At 59.9% G+C, this 19,288-nt stretch carries 16 protein-coding genes; 12 read left to right on the forward strand and 4 right to left on the reverse strand.

Annotated elements, in window-relative coordinates:
- Positions 1 to 30 precede the first annotated feature (30 nt).
- The 7 genes from ACSMDR_RS02315 (at position 31) to ACSMDR_RS02345 (ending at position 9,096) form a co-directional block, all read left to right on the forward strand.
- Positions 31 to 1,458, forward strand: coding sequence for a vWA domain-containing protein (locus ACSMDR_RS02315; RefSeq protein ID WP_436466887.1), 1,428 nt, complete (start codon positions 31 to 33; stop codon positions 1,456 to 1,458).
- A 224-nt stretch (positions 1,459 to 1,682) separates the two neighbouring features.
- Positions 1,683 to 3,083, forward strand: coding sequence for a hypothetical protein (locus ACSMDR_RS02320; protein WP_436466888.1), 1,401 nt, complete (start codon positions 1,683 to 1,685; stop codon positions 3,081 to 3,083).
- Complete coding sequence (locus ACSMDR_RS02325) at positions 3,083 to 3,664, forward strand: sigma-70 family RNA polymerase sigma factor (protein WP_436466889.1); 582 nt, start codon at positions 3,083 to 3,085, stop codon at positions 3,662 to 3,664. The genes ACSMDR_RS02320 and ACSMDR_RS02325 overlap by 1 nt, the downstream gene beginning before the upstream one ends.
- Positions 3,657 to 4,412, forward strand: a complete 756-nt coding sequence (locus ACSMDR_RS02330) for a DUF3379 domain-containing protein (protein ID WP_436466890.1) — start codon at positions 3,657 to 3,659, stop codon at positions 4,410 to 4,412. Before ACSMDR_RS02325 ends, ACSMDR_RS02330 begins: the two co-directional genes overlap by 8 nt.
- Positions 4,413 to 4,803: 391 nt before the next feature.
- The gene (locus ACSMDR_RS02335) at positions 4,804 to 6,093 is read left to right on the forward strand and encodes an outer membrane protein transport protein (protein ID WP_436466891.1); all 1,290 of its coding nucleotides are present in this window, start codon (positions 4,804 to 4,806) and stop codon (positions 6,091 to 6,093) included.
- 231 nt (positions 6,094 to 6,324) lie between these two features.
- Entirely contained in the window at positions 6,325 to 7,599 is a 1,275-nt protein-coding gene (locus tag ACSMDR_RS02340; RefSeq protein WP_436466892.1) for an outer membrane protein transport protein, read from the forward strand.
- A gap of 276 nt (positions 7,600 to 7,875) precedes the next feature.
- Positions 7,876 to 9,096 carry an EAL and HDOD domain-containing protein gene (locus tag ACSMDR_RS02345; RefSeq protein ID WP_436466893.1) on the forward strand — a complete coding sequence of 407 codons (1,221 nt, stop codon included), beginning with the start codon at positions 7,876 to 7,878 and terminating at the stop codon, positions 9,094 to 9,096.
- Here the strand turns inward: ACSMDR_RS02345 and ACSMDR_RS02350 are convergent.
- The gene (locus ACSMDR_RS02350; protein ID WP_436466894.1) at positions 9,093 to 10,256 is read right to left on the reverse strand and encodes a thiolase family protein; all 1,164 of its coding nucleotides are present in this window, start codon (positions 10,254 to 10,256) and stop codon (positions 9,093 to 9,095) included. The genes ACSMDR_RS02345 and ACSMDR_RS02350 overlap by 4 nt on opposite strands.
- A 125-nt stretch (positions 10,257 to 10,381) precedes the next feature.
- Here ACSMDR_RS02350 and ACSMDR_RS02355 point away from each other — a divergent pair, with 125 nt between their 5' ends.
- Positions 10,382 to 10,786, forward strand: a complete 405-nt coding sequence (locus tag ACSMDR_RS02355; protein WP_407919112.1) for a MerR family transcriptional regulator — start codon at positions 10,382 to 10,384, stop codon at positions 10,784 to 10,786.
- Positions 10,787 to 10,962: 176 nt separating this feature from the next.
- On the opposite strand, the gene ACSMDR_RS02360 is transcribed toward ACSMDR_RS02355, so the two are convergent.
- Positions 10,963 to 12,201: a dicarboxylate/amino acid:cation symporter gene (locus tag ACSMDR_RS02360; RefSeq protein ID WP_436466895.1), complete on the reverse strand. Its 1,239-nt coding sequence runs from the start codon at positions 12,199 to 12,201 to the stop codon at positions 10,963 to 10,965.
- Between the two features lie 270 nt (positions 12,202 to 12,471).
- Between ACSMDR_RS02360 and ppnP the strand changes: the two genes are divergently transcribed.
- Together ppnP and ACSMDR_RS02370 are read left to right on the forward strand one after the other, a co-directional pair.
- Positions 12,472 to 12,756 (forward strand): pyrimidine/purine nucleoside phosphorylase, encoded by a 285-nt coding sequence (gene ppnP / locus ACSMDR_RS02365; protein WP_436466896.1) that lies wholly within the window; start codon positions 12,472 to 12,474, stop codon positions 12,754 to 12,756.
- Between the two features lie 129 nt (positions 12,757 to 12,885).
- Positions 12,886 to 13,425 (forward strand): GNAT family N-acetyltransferase, encoded by a 540-nt coding sequence (locus ACSMDR_RS02370; RefSeq protein WP_436466897.1) that lies wholly within the window; start codon positions 12,886 to 12,888, stop codon positions 13,423 to 13,425.
- A gap of 51 nt (positions 13,426 to 13,476) precedes the next feature.
- On the opposite strand, the gene fabB is transcribed toward ACSMDR_RS02370, so the two are convergent.
- Positions 13,477 to 14,688, reverse strand: a complete 1,212-nt coding sequence (gene fabB, locus ACSMDR_RS02375; protein WP_436466898.1) for a beta-ketoacyl-ACP synthase I — start codon at positions 14,686 to 14,688, stop codon at positions 13,477 to 13,479.
- A 90-nt stretch (positions 14,689 to 14,778) separates the two neighbouring features.
- Here fabB and mnmC point away from each other — a divergent pair, with 90 nt between their 5' ends.
- Entirely contained in the window at positions 14,779 to 16,794 is a 2,016-nt protein-coding gene (gene mnmC, locus ACSMDR_RS02380) for a bifunctional tRNA (5-methylaminomethyl-2-thiouridine)(34)-methyltransferase MnmC2/FAD-dependent 5-carboxymethylaminomethyl-2-thiouridine(34) oxidoreductase MnmC1 (RefSeq protein ID WP_436466899.1), read from the forward strand.
- Between the two features lie 115 nt (positions 16,795 to 16,909).
- On the opposite strand, the gene ACSMDR_RS02385 is transcribed toward mnmC, so the two are convergent.
- A complete protein-coding gene (locus tag ACSMDR_RS02385) occupies positions 16,910 to 17,521 on the reverse strand; it encodes a DUF922 domain-containing protein (protein ID WP_436466900.1) in 612 nt (203 codons plus the stop codon).
- A 370-nt stretch (positions 17,522 to 17,891) separates the two neighbouring features.
- Between ACSMDR_RS02385 and dcuC the strand changes: the two genes are divergently transcribed.
- Entirely contained in the window at positions 17,892 to 19,244 is a 1,353-nt protein-coding gene (dcuC, locus tag ACSMDR_RS02390) for an anaerobic C4-dicarboxylate transporter DcuC (RefSeq protein WP_436466901.1), read from the forward strand.
- The last annotated feature ends 44 nt before the right edge of the window (positions 19,245 to 19,288 follow it).

Here is a 19,288-nt window from a genome sequence, read left to right on the forward strand (position 1 = left end):
TTGGCCAGTTATTTCGAGCGGAGGCCAGCCATGGAACTAATCCTGCTGCGTCCCTGGTGGTTGCTGGCCTTGCTCCCCTGGCTCTGGCTCGGTTGGCGCCTGCGTCGTCAGTCACCGCTGCTTAGTCCCCTGATGCGTCGCTATCTGTTGCCCGGCTCCAAGCCTGCGATCCCCTGGCGCTGGTGGGCAGCGCTACCCGCGATCCTGGCTCTGTGCGGCCCGGCTCTGGTTCGGGGCCAAACCGAGCAGACAGCCCCTCCTCTGGACATCTGGCTGCTGAGTCTTGCGGGCTCCATGGAGGCCCAGGACCTGGCACCGGATCGCGCCACTCGGGTGCGCCTGCAACTGCAAGATCTGCTGGCTCAAAGCCAGGGGCAGCGGATCGCCCTGATCCTGTTTGCCGCCGATGCCTATCTGGCCATGCCAGCCACCCGGGATCATGAGGCGATCGCCCGCCTGCTGCCGGACTTGCGACCCAGTATCATGCCGTCGCAAGGCGACAACCCCGAGCGAGCCCTGGCGCTGGGATTGGCGCAGATCCCGGCGGGCCAAACTGCCCGTCTGCTGCTGATAACCGATGGCCTGACCCCGGATAAGATCCGGCGCATAACCGACCTTTGGCCCTGCCAGGGACGCTGGCAGTGCCTGCGCCAGGCAAGCGCCCCTCGCCTTGATATACTGCTCGCGGCCACGGCGCAGCCGGTTCAACTCTCTCCCGAACTGGCTCAAGCGCTGGGCAGACGCAGCCTGCCAGCCCCCGATATCAACCAGATGACGGATTTAGCCGCTCGCCTCGGCGGTGAGCTGCACCCCCTGGGTACTCGCCTGCCTCTATTCGCCCCCCTGCCCACCGGTCTGGCGCCGGACCCTGCGCACCGGCAAGATCTGGGCCCCTGGCTGCTGCTGCCCTTGCTGCTGCTGGCACTGCTGGCCAGACGCGGTACCCTCTGGCTGGCGTTGCTGCTCTGTCTGCCGCTCCAGGGGCCTGTGCGGGCGGCAAATACAGAGCAGGATCAAGCGAAGGCGCAGGCTGCATATCTGGCTGGAGATTATCATGGCGCAGCCCTGGCATTGCACGATCCCATCTGGCGTGGCAATGCCTGGTATCGCACCGGTGATTTCGACCGTGCCTTGGCGGCCTATGGCGAGCAGAAGAGTCCCACCGCCCATTACAATCGCGGCAATGCCCTGGTGCAGCTGGGCCGCCTGGAAGAGGCCAAACTCGCCTATCTGGCCTGCCTGGCCCTTGACCCGGACAACAGCGATGCCCGTTACAATCTGACTCTGCTCGAACGCAGCCCCCCTCCCCAGGCCAGCCCCAACAAGGCCCCTGATGAGGCGAAGAGCCAGCCAGAGGCCCCGGCCGACCCCGCCCCCCCCGTGATCCTGCTCAAAGAGCGGTTACGCAAGGAGGCCCTGCGCCGAGGCCTGCAGCCGTTGCCGGTGTCACCTTGGTGAGCCCTTTGCGCCCCCTTGTCTCAGCGTCTCGAGGGGGGACACTTGGTGCCCTGCTGGGCCTGCTGTTCGCTCTGGCGCCGGGCCAAGGGGTAAGCGGAACAGGCGGGCAACCGGCACCCTCTGCGGGGTCATCTGCGGCACTTCCTCAGCAGGAGAGGGATCTCGCCCCCGCAGCGGCCCCCAGGGTCGAGCTGCTACCTCAGGAGGGTGCCGAGGATTGGTTATTGTTGATCGAAGTGCCGGGGCACTGGCCTCTCGATACCCTTGATATTCAACCCTTGCTGCGCCAGTTCGCCGTGGGCAGGATCTCCCGGCTCGAGAGCATGAGCGAGTCCGGGCCCCAAACCCGTTGGCTGATCCCCCTGCACGGCAGCGCCGACAGCCTGCCTGCGCTCAACCTGGGCAGCTGGCGTATCGCGCCCACTCCCTTGCCAAACAAGTCCCTCAACCAGGCAGTAACCGCGCCCCCTGAGCCCAGGGTGGTGCTGCGCGCCAGCGTTGATCATCAAGGTCCCCTCTACCCCGGTCAGCCCTTTATCTATGAACTCAGACTCTGGTTGCCGGATCAGATCGTGGATCCCAGCCTCAATGAGCCCGAGCACCCGGATCTCAATATTCGACGCCTGGGAGATGATGAGTGGCACCCCGGAGCCCGGCCCGGCGAGAGCGGCGTGCTGACTCGCCGCTGGCTGTTGCAGGCCAGGAGCGCGGGTCAGTTCACCCTGATGGCGCCCAGACTTCAGGCACGTTATCAACGTGATGGTCATGAAGAACCCGTCTCCGGTCGCGCCGCACCCTCCATCATACAGATAGACAAGGCGCCCCTGCCGCTGGTGGCCAGGCGCATCACCCTCACCCAGCAATTCACCCCGGCCCGTAGCGTCGCCCTTGGCGAGCCCATCATTCGCACTCTGCGTCTGCGCCTCGAGGATGGAGATGGCAGCCGCGTGGCGCTACCCACACTGCATCTAGCTGGGCTCAGGGTATTGGGAGATGGTGGGCAGCGTCATGAACGCTTTCTTGCCAACGGCCGTTTGCTCTTTGAACAGGAGTGGCGCCAGGCTCTGCGGGCCGAGGCTCCCGGTGTCTATTGGCTGCCCGAGATCCAGCTGCCCTGGTTCAATACTCACACCGGGCGGGAAGAGCTGCTGACGTTGGCCGCCACGCGTTTGAACGTTACCGCCCCCCCCGCCGACCAACCGGGCTCTCCCCCTCCCCGGCCGACCCGCGTTGGCCCCCTGCCCCTGCTCGGCTGGACACTGCTGACCTTGTTGCTGGCGAGCGGCCTGCGCCGTCAGGCCAGATGGCGCGCTTTTTATGCAGTGCAGCTCGCCCTTTGCCAAGCTGACCCTGACGGGAGTCGTCATGCCCTGCTGCGTTGGGCAAAGCTGCGCTGGCCCGCCCCCCGCCACCCAGCCATCATCTGGTTGCGGGATCTTCCATTGGATGATGAGCTGTCCATACGGCTCGATACCCTGGAGGCCGCCTGTTTTGGTACACTGAATCACTTTGATGGCTCAGCGATCGCCCTTGGCCTTGATGCCTATGAGACGAGAGGGCTGGCCACTTTACTCAGACGAGTCGCCTGGCTGAACGGCACAGATCACCACAAGGAAGCGCACTGATGGCGATATCGCTATTTCGCAAGAAAGTGGGAAAGAAACCGACGCCATCCCCGGTCAATGAGGGTATGGCGGATAAACAAAGAAAATATGAAGCCCTGGTCAATGCCCTGCATGGGGATATCTACCGCTACGCCTACTGGCTATGCCGGGATCCTCATGTCGCGGAAGATCTGGTGCAAGAGACCTACCTGCGCGCCTGGCGGGCAATAGACAGCCTCGTCGATGACAAGGCTGCCAAGGCTTGGCTCATCACCATCTTGAGGCGAGAGAATGCACGCCGGTTCGAGCGCAAGCAGTTCGATCTCATCGATTTGGATGAATTCCCCCAAAGCGACAGCGACGCACTGCACAGCGAACAGGAAATGGAGCATGAGTGGCTGCGCCGCCACATTGCCCGGTTGCCGGACGAATATCAGGAGCCGTTATTGATGCAAGTGGTTGGCGGTTTTAGCGGCGAAGAGATAGCCCAGCAGCTGGGCCTGAACAAGAACACCGTCATGACCCGACTGTTTCGAGCACGCAATCAGATCCGAGAGGCCATGGAGTCATCCGCACAACAGAGAGGGCACAGTAATGGATGAGCTGGAGTTTCGTCGCCAGGCTGTCGTCGATCCTCACGACACACGGGAAGAGTTTGCCGACATGGCCAACGCATCCCCTGCCAATCGCAAATGGCTCGAGGAGATGAAGCAGTTTGATGCCGCCCTCGGCAAGGCGATGGACGTTGAGGTGCCGCCGGGGCTGGCCGAGCGTCTGCTGCTCAAGCAGGCCATGCTCACCGATCCTGAGCCCCAGCAGAAGGTCGTCACGCTGCCACCCCGTACCGTCTCTGGCTGGAAACCCCTGGCCATCGCCGCCTCCATCGCCTTCCTGATCGGGGTCAGTACTCGCTGGGTGCCTTGGCCACTCCCCCAGACAAGCGACGTGTCCCTGGCTCAGGTGGCCCTGGCCCATGTCTATGGTGAAGAGCCCTTCATCCAGGGTGTCGACGAACAGGTGTCGCTGCAAACCATCAACGCCAAGATGGAAAAATATGGCGCCACCCTGATGAACATGCAGGGCATGGCAAGGATCACCTATGTCAACCACTGCGCCTTCTATCAGGGCCCGGCCCTGCACATGGTGTTACAAGGCAAGATGGGACCCGTCACCCTGTTCCTGGTGCCCAAGCATGTGCCACTGCAGCTGGATCACAACTTCGATGATGGCCAGCTCAAGGGCGAGATCATCAAACTCAAGGGCGCCAACCTGGTGTTGATTGGCGATATGCGCGAGTCGCTGGATCCCATATCCAAGCAGATCGAATCCCGCCTGCACTGGTCCATCTAAGGGACGCATCATCACCGTTAACGCACGCAGAGTCAGATGTACTCTGCGTGTTTTTTCTCTTTTACCCGCTAGTTAGTCGCTCGTTCGGCACAATTTCCCGCCAAAACGCCAAAATATTTATTTGCTGCCCTCCGCCTGAATCGCTGATTAAAACAGCGATAGGTGCCTCATTTGCTCATTTTGCCGCCAACATAAAACAAATCATTAACACAATAGATACTTTTATGTATTCTGCTCTCACTGGTCTGATTTCTTACCTCCTACCAGATCCATAGAATCACACCAGCAACTATTGGGAAGATGCGAACATAACAACGGATCTTGTCAGCTTTTGCGGCGATTGCGCCGGGATTGCATGGCAAAAAATCTGCCAAAAAATAGAGAGAACTCCATGACTACTGCCTTTTTCAAGAAAAGCCTGATTGCCGCCGCCCTTACACTGGCCAGCACACACACTTTTGCAGCTGCTTTCCAGCTCAATGAACACTCAGCCTCCGGTCTGGGCCGTGCTTTTGCCGGTGAAGCCGCCATTGCCGATAACGCCGCAGTGCTGGCCCGCAACCCGGCTGCGATGACCCGCTTTGACAAGATGGCGGTCTCTGTCGCTGGCACCTATATCCACCCGGATGTGGATGTCGACGGTAAAATTGCAGGTGCGATTGACTCCAGCGAGAACAATATAGCCCCGGATGCGTTCGTACCGGCCGCCTACTTCATCCAGCCCATCAATGAGCAGTGGGCCTGGGGTCTGGCGATGTTCTCCAACTACGGTCTCTCCACCGAGTACTCAGATGACTTCACCGGTGGTGCCGCGGCGGGCAATACCGAGTTGATGACCATCAACTTCAACCCCAACATCGCTTACCGCATCGACTCCAACTGGAGCCTGGGTGCCGGTCTGAATCTGGTCTATGCAGAAGCCGAACTGAACCGCCGTGCCGGTGCTCTGGCCCCTGTGGTCAGCCAGCAGCTGGGCGGGGCCCCTGTCAGCCCCAGTACCAAACTTGCCCACATGAAAGGGGATGACTGGGGTTGGGGCTGGAACGTCGGTACCATGTATGAGTACAACGAGAACAACCGCTTCGCCCTGACGTATCGTTCCCAGGTCGACATCACCTTCGACGGTGACTACAAGGGAACCTCCTCCGGCTTCCAGACTGTGGATGGCAAGTTGGGTCTGGACATGCCTGCTCAGGCGGAATTCGCCGGTTACCATCGTCTGAACCAACAGTTTGCCGTGCACTACTCGGTCAACTGGACCGACTGGAGCTCCTTCGAAGAGCTGAACGCCACCAGTGATAGCTGTGTCAGCACCGACGGGGCTGGGGTCTGCCTCAACAAGCCGGAGAAGTTCAAGGACTCGGTACGCTATGCCATCGGCGGCACCTGGTATGTCAACCCGGCTTGGGAAGCACGCATCGGTTTCGCCTACGACAACACACCGATCGAAGCCGAATACCGCAGCCTGAGCATTCCTGACTCGGATCGCGTCTGGTACAGCGCTGGCGCCACCTACCACATCAGCCCGGACATGAGCGTCGATTTCGGCATGGCCTACATCGATGGCAAGTCCGTCGATGTCAGCGAAGGACTGACCGGTCATGACAGCCCCCTGCGCTGGGAAGGTACCTCCCATGGCAACGCCTTCCTGGCCTCTGCCCAGTTCAACATGATGTTCTGATAGCCGAACATCAAAAAGAGCGCCCTGGGGCGCTCTTTTTTTGTTCTTTTCAAGCCACTCAGCGTACAGCTGTAGCAAACAGCTGTACGCTTTTCTTTTTGTATCAGCCTGTTATCCGGCTTACCTCAGGATTTTCCCCTCTTTTAACCAGAGCGCCATGCTCCAGATTGCAAACGTGGTCGCACCAGATAAAATCCCGCCTCTATTCTATACACAATAAAAAATGCTGATATGAGCCTGAGAAATGTAGTACTCCATCCATCAACCCCCGGCCTGCTCGTTCTGCTGCTTTGCCCCGCCCTGGTGCAAGCCGCCGGCTTCCAGCTCGCCGAGCAGTCTGCCACTGGCATGGGCCGCGCCTTCGCCGGCGAGGCCGCCATCGCAGACAATGCCAGCGTGCTGTCGCGCAATGCCGCTGCCATGACCCGCTTCGAGCAAGTGGCCTTCTCCGGCGGCGTCATCTATGTCCGCCCCGACGTCAACATCGAAGGAGAAACCCGGGTGCCGACGGCTCGGGGCCCGGTCACCCTGGATGCCAGCGCCCATGACATCGCCGATGCCGCCTGGGTGCCCAATCTGTCGCTCATCATTCCCCTCAATGAAGAGTGGCGCCTGGGTCTGTCTGCCAACTCCTATTTCGGCTTGGGGGTCGAGATGCCGGGCCGCTACAACGCCGGCCATTTTGGCAATGTCTCCGACATCCGCACCCTGGATCTGGGGCTGGCCCTGGCTTATCGCCTCAATCAGCACTGGTCATTTGGCGCCGGGCTCGATGCCATACAGGGCGAGGGCGAAGTGGGCGGCACCTTCCCCGCCAACGACATGATAGCCAAGCATCTCCAGGGAGATGGTTGGGCCCTGGGCTGGAACCTGGGTGCACTCTATGAATACTCGCCGCAGACCCGGGTCGGCCTCTCCTATCGCCATGATGTGACCCTCACCCTCGAGGGCGATGCCATCGGCATCGATGAACAGGGACGTCCCTTCAAGGACAAGGGCAAGCTGGATCTGGCCTTGCCAGCCAGCGCCGAGCTGGCGCTGTTCCACCAACTCACCCCGGCGCTGGCACTGCACTCCAGTATCAACTGGACCAATTGGAGCCGTTTTACCCAGCTCGAGGCCGAACTGGATAATCACGGCACCATGCACATCAAGGATGAGCAGTGGCAGGACAGCTGGCGCTATGCCCTGGGCCTCACCTATCAGCTGACCCCGGCCTGGCAGCTGAGATCCGGCCTTGCCTATGACAAGAGTCCGGTGCCCGCCGAACGTCGCACCATCTCAATACCCGACTCGGATCGCGTCTGGTACAGCCTGGGCACAGGTTATCGTTTCAGTTCGGCGCTGAGCCTGGATCTGGGACTGACCTTCATCGATGGCAAGCAGGCGGCTGTCAGTGAGTCCATGGAGCTCAAACCGGGCATAGCGGCAACCCGCTCCACCTTCGAGGGCAGCTCCGAAGGAGATGCCTGGCTGGCCGGCCTGCAGCTCAACTATTTATTCTAAATGCCGTCTCTAACTAAAAATCATCAATATACAGGGCCCTCGGAAGGGGGCACCTTTTCTCTCGATGGCGGGCAATAATGACACCATCACAGCGGACCGGCACTCCCCCGCGTGCGCTCAGAACCACGAACAGAGAGAGCCCTTGCCTGGCCATCGCCAGATACTGACCCATCTCATCTAACCCCAGGACGTTATTACGCTTGCTTCTCCTCGGCAAGCTGGCATAGTCCGCCGCTTCGCCATACTATCAAGCCATTATTCATCACGGAGAGTTCCATGTATTCCTACGTGGCCAGGCAGCCGATACTGGACAGCAAACTGCAGACTCATGCCTATGAGTTGCTGTTTCGCGATAGCCTGGATAACGTCTTCCCGCACATCTCCTCCCAGCAGGCCACCTCGCGTCTGGTAGTCGAGCAATTCTTGCAGCAGAACATTGACCAACTGCTGGGCGGTCGCCCCTGCTTTATCAACTTCTCCCACGACACCCTGCTGGATGGACTGGCTGAGTGTCTGCCCCCCGAGCAGGTGGTGATCGAGATCCTCGAAGATGCGATGCCCGATGATGCCCTGTTGGCCAAGGTGAAGCAGCTCAACCAGCTCGGTTACCGACTGGCGCTGGATGACTTCAGCATGTCCTCGGACTGGGAGCGTTTCCTGCCCTGGATCCAGATCATCAAGTTCGACTTGCGTCTGAGCACTCTGCCCCAGATTGAAGAGTTCATCGGCCGTCATCGCCACCTCAAGCTCACCTACCTGGCCGAGAAAGTTGAGAGCAAACAGGAATTCGAGCAGACCCAGGCGCTGGGCATCAGTCTGTTTCAGGGGTTCTTCTTCAGTCGCCCCGAAATGGTCAAGCGCGCCACCATGCAGCCAACCCAGGTGGTGGTGATCCAGCTGCTCAATGAGGTCAATCAACCCGAGCCCAATCTCGACAAGATAGAGCAACTGCTTGGCCAGGATGTCTCCCTCTCCCTCAAGCTGCTGCGCTACGTCAATAACCTCAAGGGGCACAGCAAGCCCATCGCCTCCTTCCGCCAGGCCGCCATCTATTTAGGCCATGCCCAGCTCAAGCGCTTCGTCACCCTGATAGCCGCGAGCAGTGCCGGCCAGGGCAAGAGTGCCGAGCTCTACCAGATGTCGCTCATACGGGCCCGTTTCTGCGAGCTGCTGGCCCTGGCCCATGCCCCGGCCCCCCAAAGCCAGCAAGCCTTTATGGCGGGGCTCTTCTCCTTGTTGGACGTCTTGATGGAACAATCCATGGCCACCCTGCTTGGCAGCGTGCCCATCACGGACGAGATCCGCCAGGCTCTGCTGAGCCGGGATGGCCAGCTCGGTTTCTACCTGGCATTTTGTGAAGATTATGAGAACGCGAACTGGCCCAGGGTTCAGATGCGCACCGCGCGCCTGGGCCTCAATGAAGAGAAGGTCAGCCAGCTCTATCTGAGCGCCACCGCCTGGGTGAGCGAACAGCTGAGTGCCATGAACAAAGACTAGACAAGCTCCAGTGCCAGGGCAGTGGCTTCGCCGCCGCCTATGCACAATGAGGCCATGCCGCGTTTCAACCCCCGTGCTCGCAAGGCATGGATCAGGGTTACCAGCACCCGAGCGCCACTCGCCCCCAATGGGTGACCCAGGGCACAGGCGCCACCATTGACGTTGAGTCGCTCAGCCCCGATGCCACATCCTTGCATCGCCAGCATGCTGACCATGGCGAAGGCTTCGTTCACCTCATAGAGATCGACCTCATCACTGCGCCAGCCAAGCTGCGCCAGCAAACGGTTGATGGCACTCACCGGCGCCGAGACAAATTCGGCAGGCAGACCCGCATGGCTCAAATAACCCCGGATCCGGGCCAGCGGCACCAGTCCTTCGGCTCGGGCCGTCTCTTCACGCATCAACAGCAGCGCCGCAGCGCCATCCGAGATGGAGCTGCTGTTGGCGGCCGTAATGGTGCCATCTGGCCGGAATGCGGCTCTGAGACTGGGGATCTTGTCCGGACGCGCCTTGCCGGGTTGCTCATCCTCGGCCAGCAGCAGTCTGTCGCCCTGATGCACCTCGGCCAGCTCGGCGACGAAGTCACCCTCCCGCTGGGCGCGCAATGCCCGCGCCAGGGAACGAATGGCAAAGGCATCCATCTCGGCGCGACCGATGGCAGCCCTGTCCGCACTTGCCTGGGCATGGACCCCCATCAACTGGCCGTCATAGGCATCCTGCAGGCCATCGAGGAACAGGCTGTCCTGGACTTGCTGATGCCCCATGCGAAAACCGCTGCGCGCCTTGTCGAGCAGATAGGGGGCGCGGCTCATGCTCTCCATCCCTCCTGCCAATATCATCTCCCCTTGCCCCAGGCGCAGGCTGTCGGCAGCCAGCATCACCGCCTTCATGCCCGAGCCGCATACCTTGTTGACTGTGGTGCATGGCACGCTCACCGGCAGACCAGCCCCCAGGGCCGCCTGACGTGCGGGGGCCTGGCCCATACCCGCCGCCAGCACATTGCCCATCAATACCTCATCTATCCGGTCTGGGCTCACACCGGCCTGGGCCAGGGTGGCAGCCAGGGCACAGGCACCGAGTTCGGCAGCACTCAGGGCTGAAAGGGCCCCCTGAAAGGCCCCCATGGGGGTACGTTTGGCGGCAACAATGACGATATCCATCTCGATGACTCTCCTGATTACATATCGGTAACATAAGGGGATGTGCCTTGAAGGACAAGCACTTGCGACCAAGCAGCGCTTTGGGTAAGGTGCCAGCCAGGATTGACAGCCAAGACGACACTATGATGCACCCCAAGGATGAGGCCCGCAGCTACAGCATCAGCGAGCTGGCCAAAGAGTTTGATGTAACCACCCGCAGCATCCGCTTCTACGAGGATCAGGGTCTGCTGACCCCCACTCGTCAGGGTCAGACCCGTATTTATAGCCGCCAGGACAAGGTGCGCCTCAAGCTGACCCTGCGCGGCAAGCGCCTGGGTTTCAGTCTGGCCGACATTCGCGAACTGTTTGATCTCTATGACGCGGACAAGAGCAGCCGAACCCAGCTGCGCAGCATGCTTTCCCTTATCGAGGAGAAGCGCCAGACCCTGAACCAGCAGCTGGAAGATATCAAGATGGTGTTACTGGAACTGGACGCCGCCAAGCAGCGTTGCCAGCACTCCTTGCAACAGCTGACCAAGGAAGAGAGTTAAGGAGTCCTGGTTAACATGCGAATATAGGCGCCAAGCGCAGGGCGCTTTCAACGGCTCCGAAGATGGTGTGAAACCGCTTCGCAACGGGACGGGCAGAAAAAAGAGGGGCCATCATGGCCCCTCTTTTTTATTAATGATCCCCGAACCGGGAATAAACCAGAGCAAAGAGCCTGGTGTTACTTCTGCCAGCGGGCAGCGTCATAATCCGGACTGAATCTGTCCACTATGACGGCGCATGCTGCATCGCCGGTGATGTTGAGGGCGGTACGGATCATGTCAAACAGGCGATCCAGCGCAAACAGCAACGGCAGACCTTCGATGGGGATACCCGCAGCCAGCAGCACGGCGACCACCAGGAAGCTCGGACCCGGCACCCCTGCCTGGCCGATGGCTCCCAGCGTGGAGGTCAGTATGATGGCAACCCAGGCTCCCAGAGAGAGATCGATGTTGAACACCTGCGCGAAGAAGATGGCGACCAGACCGTAATAGATGGCGTTGCCGCTCATGTTGATGGTCGCGCCCAGAGGCAGCACGAAGGCCGCCGTGCTGTTGCTCACCTTGAGCTCCTTCTCGCACACTTCCATGGTGACTGGCAGCGTCGCCATGGAGGAGGCGGTAGAGAAGGCAACAACCTGGGCCTTCTTCATGGCTGACATGTACTTGAGCACAGGGGTGTTGGAGAAGACGGCGATCAGCAGCGGGTAGATGACGAAACCGAACACCAGGATGGCGGCCACGTAAACCACAAACAGGTTGAATACCAGCGAGAGGACATCAAAGCCGTAGGTACCGATGGCATCGGCCATCAGACCAAACACCCCCAGTGGCGCTATCAGCATCACCTTGTTGATCATCCAGACGAAGGCATCGACCAGGGTATTGAGACCATCGATCAACGGCTTGGCTCGCGCCTGAGGCTGTTTGGCCAACGCAATGCCGAGGAACATACAGAACACCAGGATCTGCAATATGTTCGCCTCGTTGAGGGACTGGAAAACGTTGGTCGGGATCATGCCAAGCAAGGTGGCAACCGCATCCGGCAACTCCCCCTTGTCGGCATAATCGCCGGAGAAGAGCGATTTCATCGAGCTGAGATCGACTCCGCTACCCGGCTGGAACACTTGTCCCATCACCAGAGCCAGGAAGACGGCCAGTGCAGAGGTGCCGAGGAAGAATACCAGGGTACTGCCCCCTATCTTGCCCGCCGCCGGACTGGCGCCCAGATTGGCAGCCCCCGAGATGATGGCCACGGCCACCAGAGGGATCACCAGCATCTTGATAAGCTGGATAAACAGGCTGCCAAGGGGGGCAAAGATGGAGGCTTGCTCGCCCATGAGCACACCGACCACTGTACCCAGCAGCATGGCAACCACGACCTGGAAGCCAATGTTCTTAATGAGTCCTTTAGTTAACACAAAATGTTCCTTAAACGAATAGATGTCACACTTTCCTAGTGCAATTAACCAAACAGGGGAATGAATTCCTGCTCATTCCCCTGCCGGGCGGATTTATCTCATATTTATCTGCTGTTTTAAATCGCTAATTTATGACGAAGATTTATTGATAAGTTTGCAACAAAGTTAAGATTCAAAAGGAACAAGTTAAATAATCACGATTTTGCTATGCCCACAGACTATTATCTGTGCTAGCTTGACTCGGTCAACCGCATATACAGGGATAGAAAGATGCTGAAAGTAAACGAGTATTTTGACGGAAATGTAAAATCCATCGGCTTCGAGCAAAATGGTGAGCAATCTACCGTTGGTGTCATGGCCGCCGGTGAATACCTGTTCAACACCGGCGCCCCTGAGCGCATGACGGTGGTCAAGGGAAGTCTGACCATACAGTTGGCGGGCGCCAGCGACTGGCAGACCTATGGCCAAGGGGAGGCTTTCGAGGTACCAGGCCACTCCTCCTTCTCTCTCAAGGTGAGCACACCTAGCGCCTATCTGTGCGAATTTTTGAATTAAATCAAAAGATGAAACATTAAGGGGCTTAGGCCCCTTTTTTCATGGCCAAATCGCTGCCAGAGAGCCTCTTCTCTTTGCCACCGCCCTTAGTTAAGCTGTGAGGCCGTTATCAGGATTCAATCGACAGTCATGAGCATCCAGATCCGCCCCGTCTCGCCAGAAGATTGGCCCCAGATCATGGCCATCCAGGCCGAGTGTTACCATCAACTGAGCCCTGAGCCCCTCAGTGTCATGCGCAACAAGGCCGAGCTGGCCCCCCAGAGTTGCTGGGTTGGCGAGGTAAGGGGGGTCGTGCTCGGCTATCTGCTCTGTCACCCCTGGCGAGCGCATCAGCCGCCGCCCCTCTCCCAACCCATGATGGCACTGGCTGGAGAGGAAGAGTTCTATCTGCACGATCTCGCCGTCTCGGCCCGGGCTCGCGGTCAAGGAATGGGACAGGCACTGCTGGATCAGGCCCTGAGCCATGCCAGCCGTTCGGGCTACACCAGGCTTGGACTGGTGGCGGTACAGGATGCTCCCGCCTTCTGGCTGCGTCAGGGATTCACTCCGGCTCACACCCTCAAGTCCCTGGCCGAATACGGTGATGGTGCCCTCTACATGGAGCGCCGCATCAATGATGGGCTCTCAACCTGCGCCGCCCTGACAAGCGTCCCAATATCCAATCGGTAAAAACAAGAAGGGCGCCCTGAGGCGCCCTTCTGCTATTCATCCCGGCGGGATTCAGCTCTTGAATTTGCTGAATACCAGGGAGGCGTTGGTACCGCCAAAGCCGAAGCTGTTGGACATGACGGTATTGAGATCCGCCTCTTCGTACTCACGTACGATGGGCAGGCCCACGGCCTTCTCGTCCAGGGTCTCGATGTTGATGCTGGGGGCGATGAAGCCATGCTGCATCATCAACAGGGAGTAAACGGCCTCGTGCACACCGGCGGCGCCCAGGGCATGGCCCGTCATGGCCTTGGTGGCTGAGAGTTTGGGACCTGTGGTACCAAACAGGGTCTGGATCGCTTCCAGCTCCTTCATGTCACCAACCGGTGTGGAGGTGCCGTGGGTGTTGATGTAATCCACCTTACCCACACCCTGCATCGCCATCTTCATGCAACGCACAGCGCCTTCACCACTCGGTGCGACCATGTCGTAACCATCGGAGGTGGCGCCGTAACCGGTCAGCTCGGCATAGATGTGAGCACCACGGGCCAGGGCATGTTCCAGCTCTTCGACCACCAGAATGCCGCCGCCACCGGAGATAACGAAACCATCACGGTCCGCATCATAGGTACGGGACGCCTTTTCAGGGGTGTCGTTGTACTTGGTGGACAGGGCGCCCATGGCGTCGAATTGGATGGTCGAGGACCAGTCCAGCTCTTCACCGCCGCCCGCGAAGACAATGTCCTGCTTGCCCAGCTGGATCAGCTCCATGGCGTGACCGATGCAGTGAGCAGAGGTGGCGCAGGCAGAGCTGATGGTGTAGTTCACACCCTTGATCTTGAAGGGGGTCGCCAGGCAGGCTGAGGTGGTGGAAGACATGGTGCGTGGCACCATGTAGGGACCTACACGCTTGACCCCTTTCTCACGGGCGATGTCCGCAGACTCCGAGGTGTTCTTGCCAGAAGCGCCACCTGAGCCGACCACGATGCCGGTACGCTCGTTGGAGACTTGATCTTCCGGCAGGCCGGCATCATCGATGGCCTGCTGCATGGAGAGATAGGCATAGGCAGCAGCGTCACCCATGAAGCGCATCACCTTGCGGTCGATCAGCTCAGAGGGATCGAGTTTGATGTTGCCCCAGACACGGCTGCGCAGGTTGTATTGTTCAAACTGCTCGGAATAGGTGATGCCGGATTTACCTGCTTTGAGGGAGGCCAGCACTTCTTCCTTGTTGTTGCCGATACTGGAGATGACGCCGATACCGGTGATCACTACTCTTCTCATTAATTCATCTCGTCTGGAAAAACTGGCACCAAGTCTACCCGCTTTCGGCTGCCAAACTGGTCTGCTTTCACGTAGAATGCCCGCGATTAAGTGACGCGAGCAGAGGAAAACGTGAGTCAAACATCCTTACATCATGCCCAATTAGACTGGAATGAAGCGGGAACTCCGATTTCCAGTGACTTCGGCGATGTCTACTTTTCCAATGATAACGGTCTAAGTGAAAGCCGCTACGTCTTTTTACTGCAAAATGGCCTGCCGGCACGATTCTGCCATCATGACAGTGACAGTTTTGTGGTGGGTGAAACAGGTTTTGGCACCGGCCTTAACTTCCTGGCCACAATGGCCGCCTTTCTGGAACATGGCCCCCAAGCCGGCAACGGCTCGCATCTGCACTTTATCAGCGTCGAGAAATACCCCCTAACCAGAGACGATCTGGCCCAAGCCCTCGCCGTCTGGCCCGAGCTGGCCGACTTCAGCGCCGACTTGGTCGCCCAGTGGCCGCTGGCGGTCGAGGGGTGCCATCGCCTGCTGTTTGCAGGGGGCCGGGTGCGCCTCGATCTCTGGCTCGGCGACATCAAAGACGCCCTGCCCCAGTGGCCCTGCCCCGCCGATGGCCTCATCGATGCCTGGTATCTGGATGGCTTCTCGCCGGCCAAGAATCCCGAGATGTGGACCCAGGCGCTGTTTGACGATCTGGCCCGGCTCGCCCGCCCCAGTGCCAGCGTCGCCACCTTTACCTGCGCCGGTTTCGTGCGCCGCGGTCTGATTGACGCTGGTTTTCACATCGACAAGGTCAGGGGCCATGGCAACAAGCGCACCATGCTGGCCGGTTATCGCCAGGGCAAACAAGATGCCCCGAGCCTGGCCCCGTGCTACGCCCGCCCCGCAGGGCGCCCCGGCGAGGTTCTCATCATCGGAGGGGGCATCGCCTCGGCCATGACGGCACTGTCGCTCGTGGAGCGGGGCCGACGCGTCACCTTGTTGTGTGAAGATGACAAGCCTGCGACCGGCGCCTCCGGCAATCGGCAGGGTGCCCTGTATCCTCTGCTAGGTGGCGAACACGACGCCCTGTCACGCTTCTATGCCCTCGCCTTCGGCTTCGCCCGCCAGCGACTGTTGCAGCTGGCCAAACGGCAACCCATCGCCTTCGATCTATGCGGCGTGGTGCAGCTGGGCTTTGATGACAAATCGGCGCAAAAGCTGGGCAAGATGGCGCAAGGTCCCTTCCCCCCCGAGCTGATGCGCCCCTTGAGCGACGCCGAGGTGGCGCAAGCCTGCGGCCTGCCCATGGGCCTTGGTGGCGTCAGTTATCCGTTGGGAGGCTGGCTCTGCCCGGCTGACTTGACCCGGGCCGCCTTACATGAAGCGCAGGCAAGCGGTTTGCTGCAACTGGAATATGGCACCCCCATCACCACTGTCGACGAGCACTGCGATGGCTGGCACGTGACCGCGGCCGATGGCCGCCAGTGGCAGGCCCCCAATCTGGTGGTCGCAGCCGGTCATCAACTGCCCGCCCTGCTCCCCTTTGCCGAGCTGCCCCTCTACCCGGTGCGCGGTCAGGTGAGCCATGTGCCGAGCACGGCAACATTGGGCGAGCTGAAAACCGTGCTCTGTTACGATGGCTACCTCACCCCGGCGCACAACAACCAGCACTGTATCGGCGCCAGCTATGGCCGTAACCAGAGCGATCTGGCATTTCGCGCAGACGAACAGGTACAGAACCAGGCGAGATTGCAAGCCTGTCTGCCGGATCAGAGCTGGCCTGCCGAGGTGGATATCAGCAGCAATGACGCCAGGGTCGGAGTGCGCTGCGCCAGTCGGGATCATCTGCCGGTGGTGGGGCCCGTGGCTCGGGTCCAGGCCCTGAGCGAACTGGAGACGCTGGCGCTCAAGGCGCGTCCCGAGCACGCGCTGCCGCTCTATCCAGGCCTGTTCGTGCTGGGGGCTCTGGGCTCACGCGGGCTCTGCTCGGCGCCACTGTGCGGCGAACTGCTCGCCAGCGAGATCTGTGGCGATCCCCTGCCCTTGGCCAAGGATCTGCTGGCCGCCCTGCATCCCGCCCGTTATTGGGTGCGCAAGTGGCTCAAGGGCAAGCCAGTGCGCTGAGTTCGCTCAAGGAAACCGATAAAACCAAACGCCGCCAGCGGGTTGACCCACTGGCGGCGTCCGTTATCTGACCTGACCGCTCATCCCATGAAAAAAGAGGAGTGAGTCATTCGCCTCAAGGATTGAAAGGCCAGCTCAGCCCCAACTTGCGGCCATGGTCGGTCTGCTCGGCAAGCCGGGCGAAGCGGGACTTGGCCTGGGCCAGCAGCGCCTGCCCCTGCAGATCGCCCTGATGACGCAAAGCTGCGCAGTCATTGCTGCGGGGGAGTTGCGACAGTTTGAAACCGATGGCACTGGCGGTTTCTTGCACTATGTCCTTGTGACGACTCTCGTAGTCGAGCATGGCCCCGACCATGATGTTCCAGTTTTGCTGCTCACGCACACTGGCCTGGGACTTGTTGACCCACTCGGGCACCATCACCTTGATGCGAGTCGTTACCTTGACACCGTTGAGACTGCAGTTTCCGGCCAGGGGATAGGCCAGCATGGACCAGTTGAGCTGATAGCTGGCCATGCCGAGCCCCTGCTGGCCAAGGCTTCCCTTGGGGCCAATGCTGGACGCCTGTGCCAGGGCCGCCTGCATGGTGGCGCCCTTGACCTTGTAAAACTGGAAGTCGACCCGGATGTCCGGCTCTATCTTGACCCCGGTGTAATGGGCCTGGGTGGCCCCCACAGCGGCGGTCCACAGCAGACTCAGTCCCCAAGCCAGGTTGTACAACTTGCCCATGGTGATCTACGCCGCCTCATCGTTGCCATCTGGTGTGTGAATATGATGAATAATCAATATATTAATTAACTAGCGCCCTGCGCAAGTCTCATCATGATACCTGCCGTTCATCTTCGCAACTTGCAGCCCTCTCTATACTCTATTTTCACCGCAACCAGGGTGAGGCAAGAAATATGTGCGGCATGACCCACTTTCATCATTTCACTGGTAATGAGCCGATATAGCACCATGATTTGCTGACCTTAATCAACATTGCAGACTAATTTGCTAGTTACATTAGCGCCAACCGAACGAATACCCACCTCCGTAGTGCCGTGCCTCTGGCGTTCAGGGCCGCACTTAGCCTCCATTTACCAACAGGAACCTGGATATGGTTGAACTTATTATTGGCACCCTGGTGACCCTCATCGTGGGTCGCTGCATCTTCAAGGGCTACTCTGCCACCGGCATACTGCTCAGCGGTGGTTTGATGCTGCTGGCCATCACGGCCCTGCTCGGCAAACCCGTGCTGCCTGCCAGCGTACCCAGCACGGGCAACGTGATCACCGACATCTTTGAATATGTCCGCTTCCTGCTCAATAGCCGAGGCGGTGGTCTGGGCATGCTGATCATGGTGCTGTGCGGCTTCGCTGGCTACATGAGCCACATAGGTGCCAACACCATACTGGTCAAAATCGCGAGCAAGCCCCTTGGCGTCATCAAGTCCCCTTATGTGCTGCTGGTCGCGGCCTACCTGGTGGCCTGTGCCATGTCCCTGGCCGTCAGCTCGGCCACCGGTCTTGGGGTACTGCTGATGGCGACCCTGTTCCCGCTGATGGTCAATATGGGCATCTCCCGGGGCGCCGCCGCCGCCGTGTGCGCCTCCCCCGCCGCCATCATTCTCTCTCCCACCTCGGGAGATGTGGTGATAGCCGCCCAGGCCGCCAACATGGAGCTGCTCGACTTTGCCTTCAAGCTGACCCTGCCCATTTCGCTGATCGCCATCGCCTGCATGGCGGTCGCCCATTTCTTCTGGCAGCGTTATCTGGACCGCCGCTCCGGTGAGGTGAACGAGAAAGTGGCGGCCAGCGATCTCATCACGAACGCCCCCGCCTTCTACGCCATACTGCCGTTTGCACCCATCATCGGGGTGCTGATCTTCGATGGCAAGCTGGGTCCCCAGCTCGACATCGTCACCATCATCGTCATGTGTCTGACCCTGGCCGCGCTGCTGGAGCTCGCCCGTCATCGGGATGGCAAGGGGCTGCTCGATGGCCTGCAGGTATGTTGGCGTCATATGGCCGACGCCTTTGCCGGCGTGGTCATGCTGCTGGTCGGTGCCGGGGTCTTTGCCCAAGGCCTGATGACCATAGGTTTCATCGACACCTTGTTGGCGCATGCGCAGGATCTCGGTACCGGCGGCATGGTGATGATGCTCTCCCTGGTGGTGATCACCACCCTGGCGGCCTTCACCACAGGGTCGGGGAATGCCCCCTTCTACGCCTTCGTTGAGCTGATCCCCAATCTGGCCACCAGCCTTGGCATCAACCCCGCCTATCTGGTGATCCCCATGCTGCAAGCCTCCAACCTGGGCCGCACCATATCGCCGGTATCAGGGGTGGTGGTTGCCTGCTCGGGCATGGCCAATCTCTCGCCATTCGAGGTGGTCAAGCGTACCTCGGTGCCGGTCGCCGTTGGCCTGGCCGTGGTGTTGATTGCCACTCAGATCATGGTACCCGCTTAACCTGACCAGCCCGGCCCTATGGAGGGCCGGGCTGGCATCCCCTC

The sequence above is a fragment of the Aeromonas molluscorum genome (assembly GCF_051376105.1).
GTDB classification, from domain to species: Bacteria; Pseudomonadota; Gammaproteobacteria; order Enterobacterales; family Aeromonadaceae; genus Aeromonas; species Aeromonas molluscorum.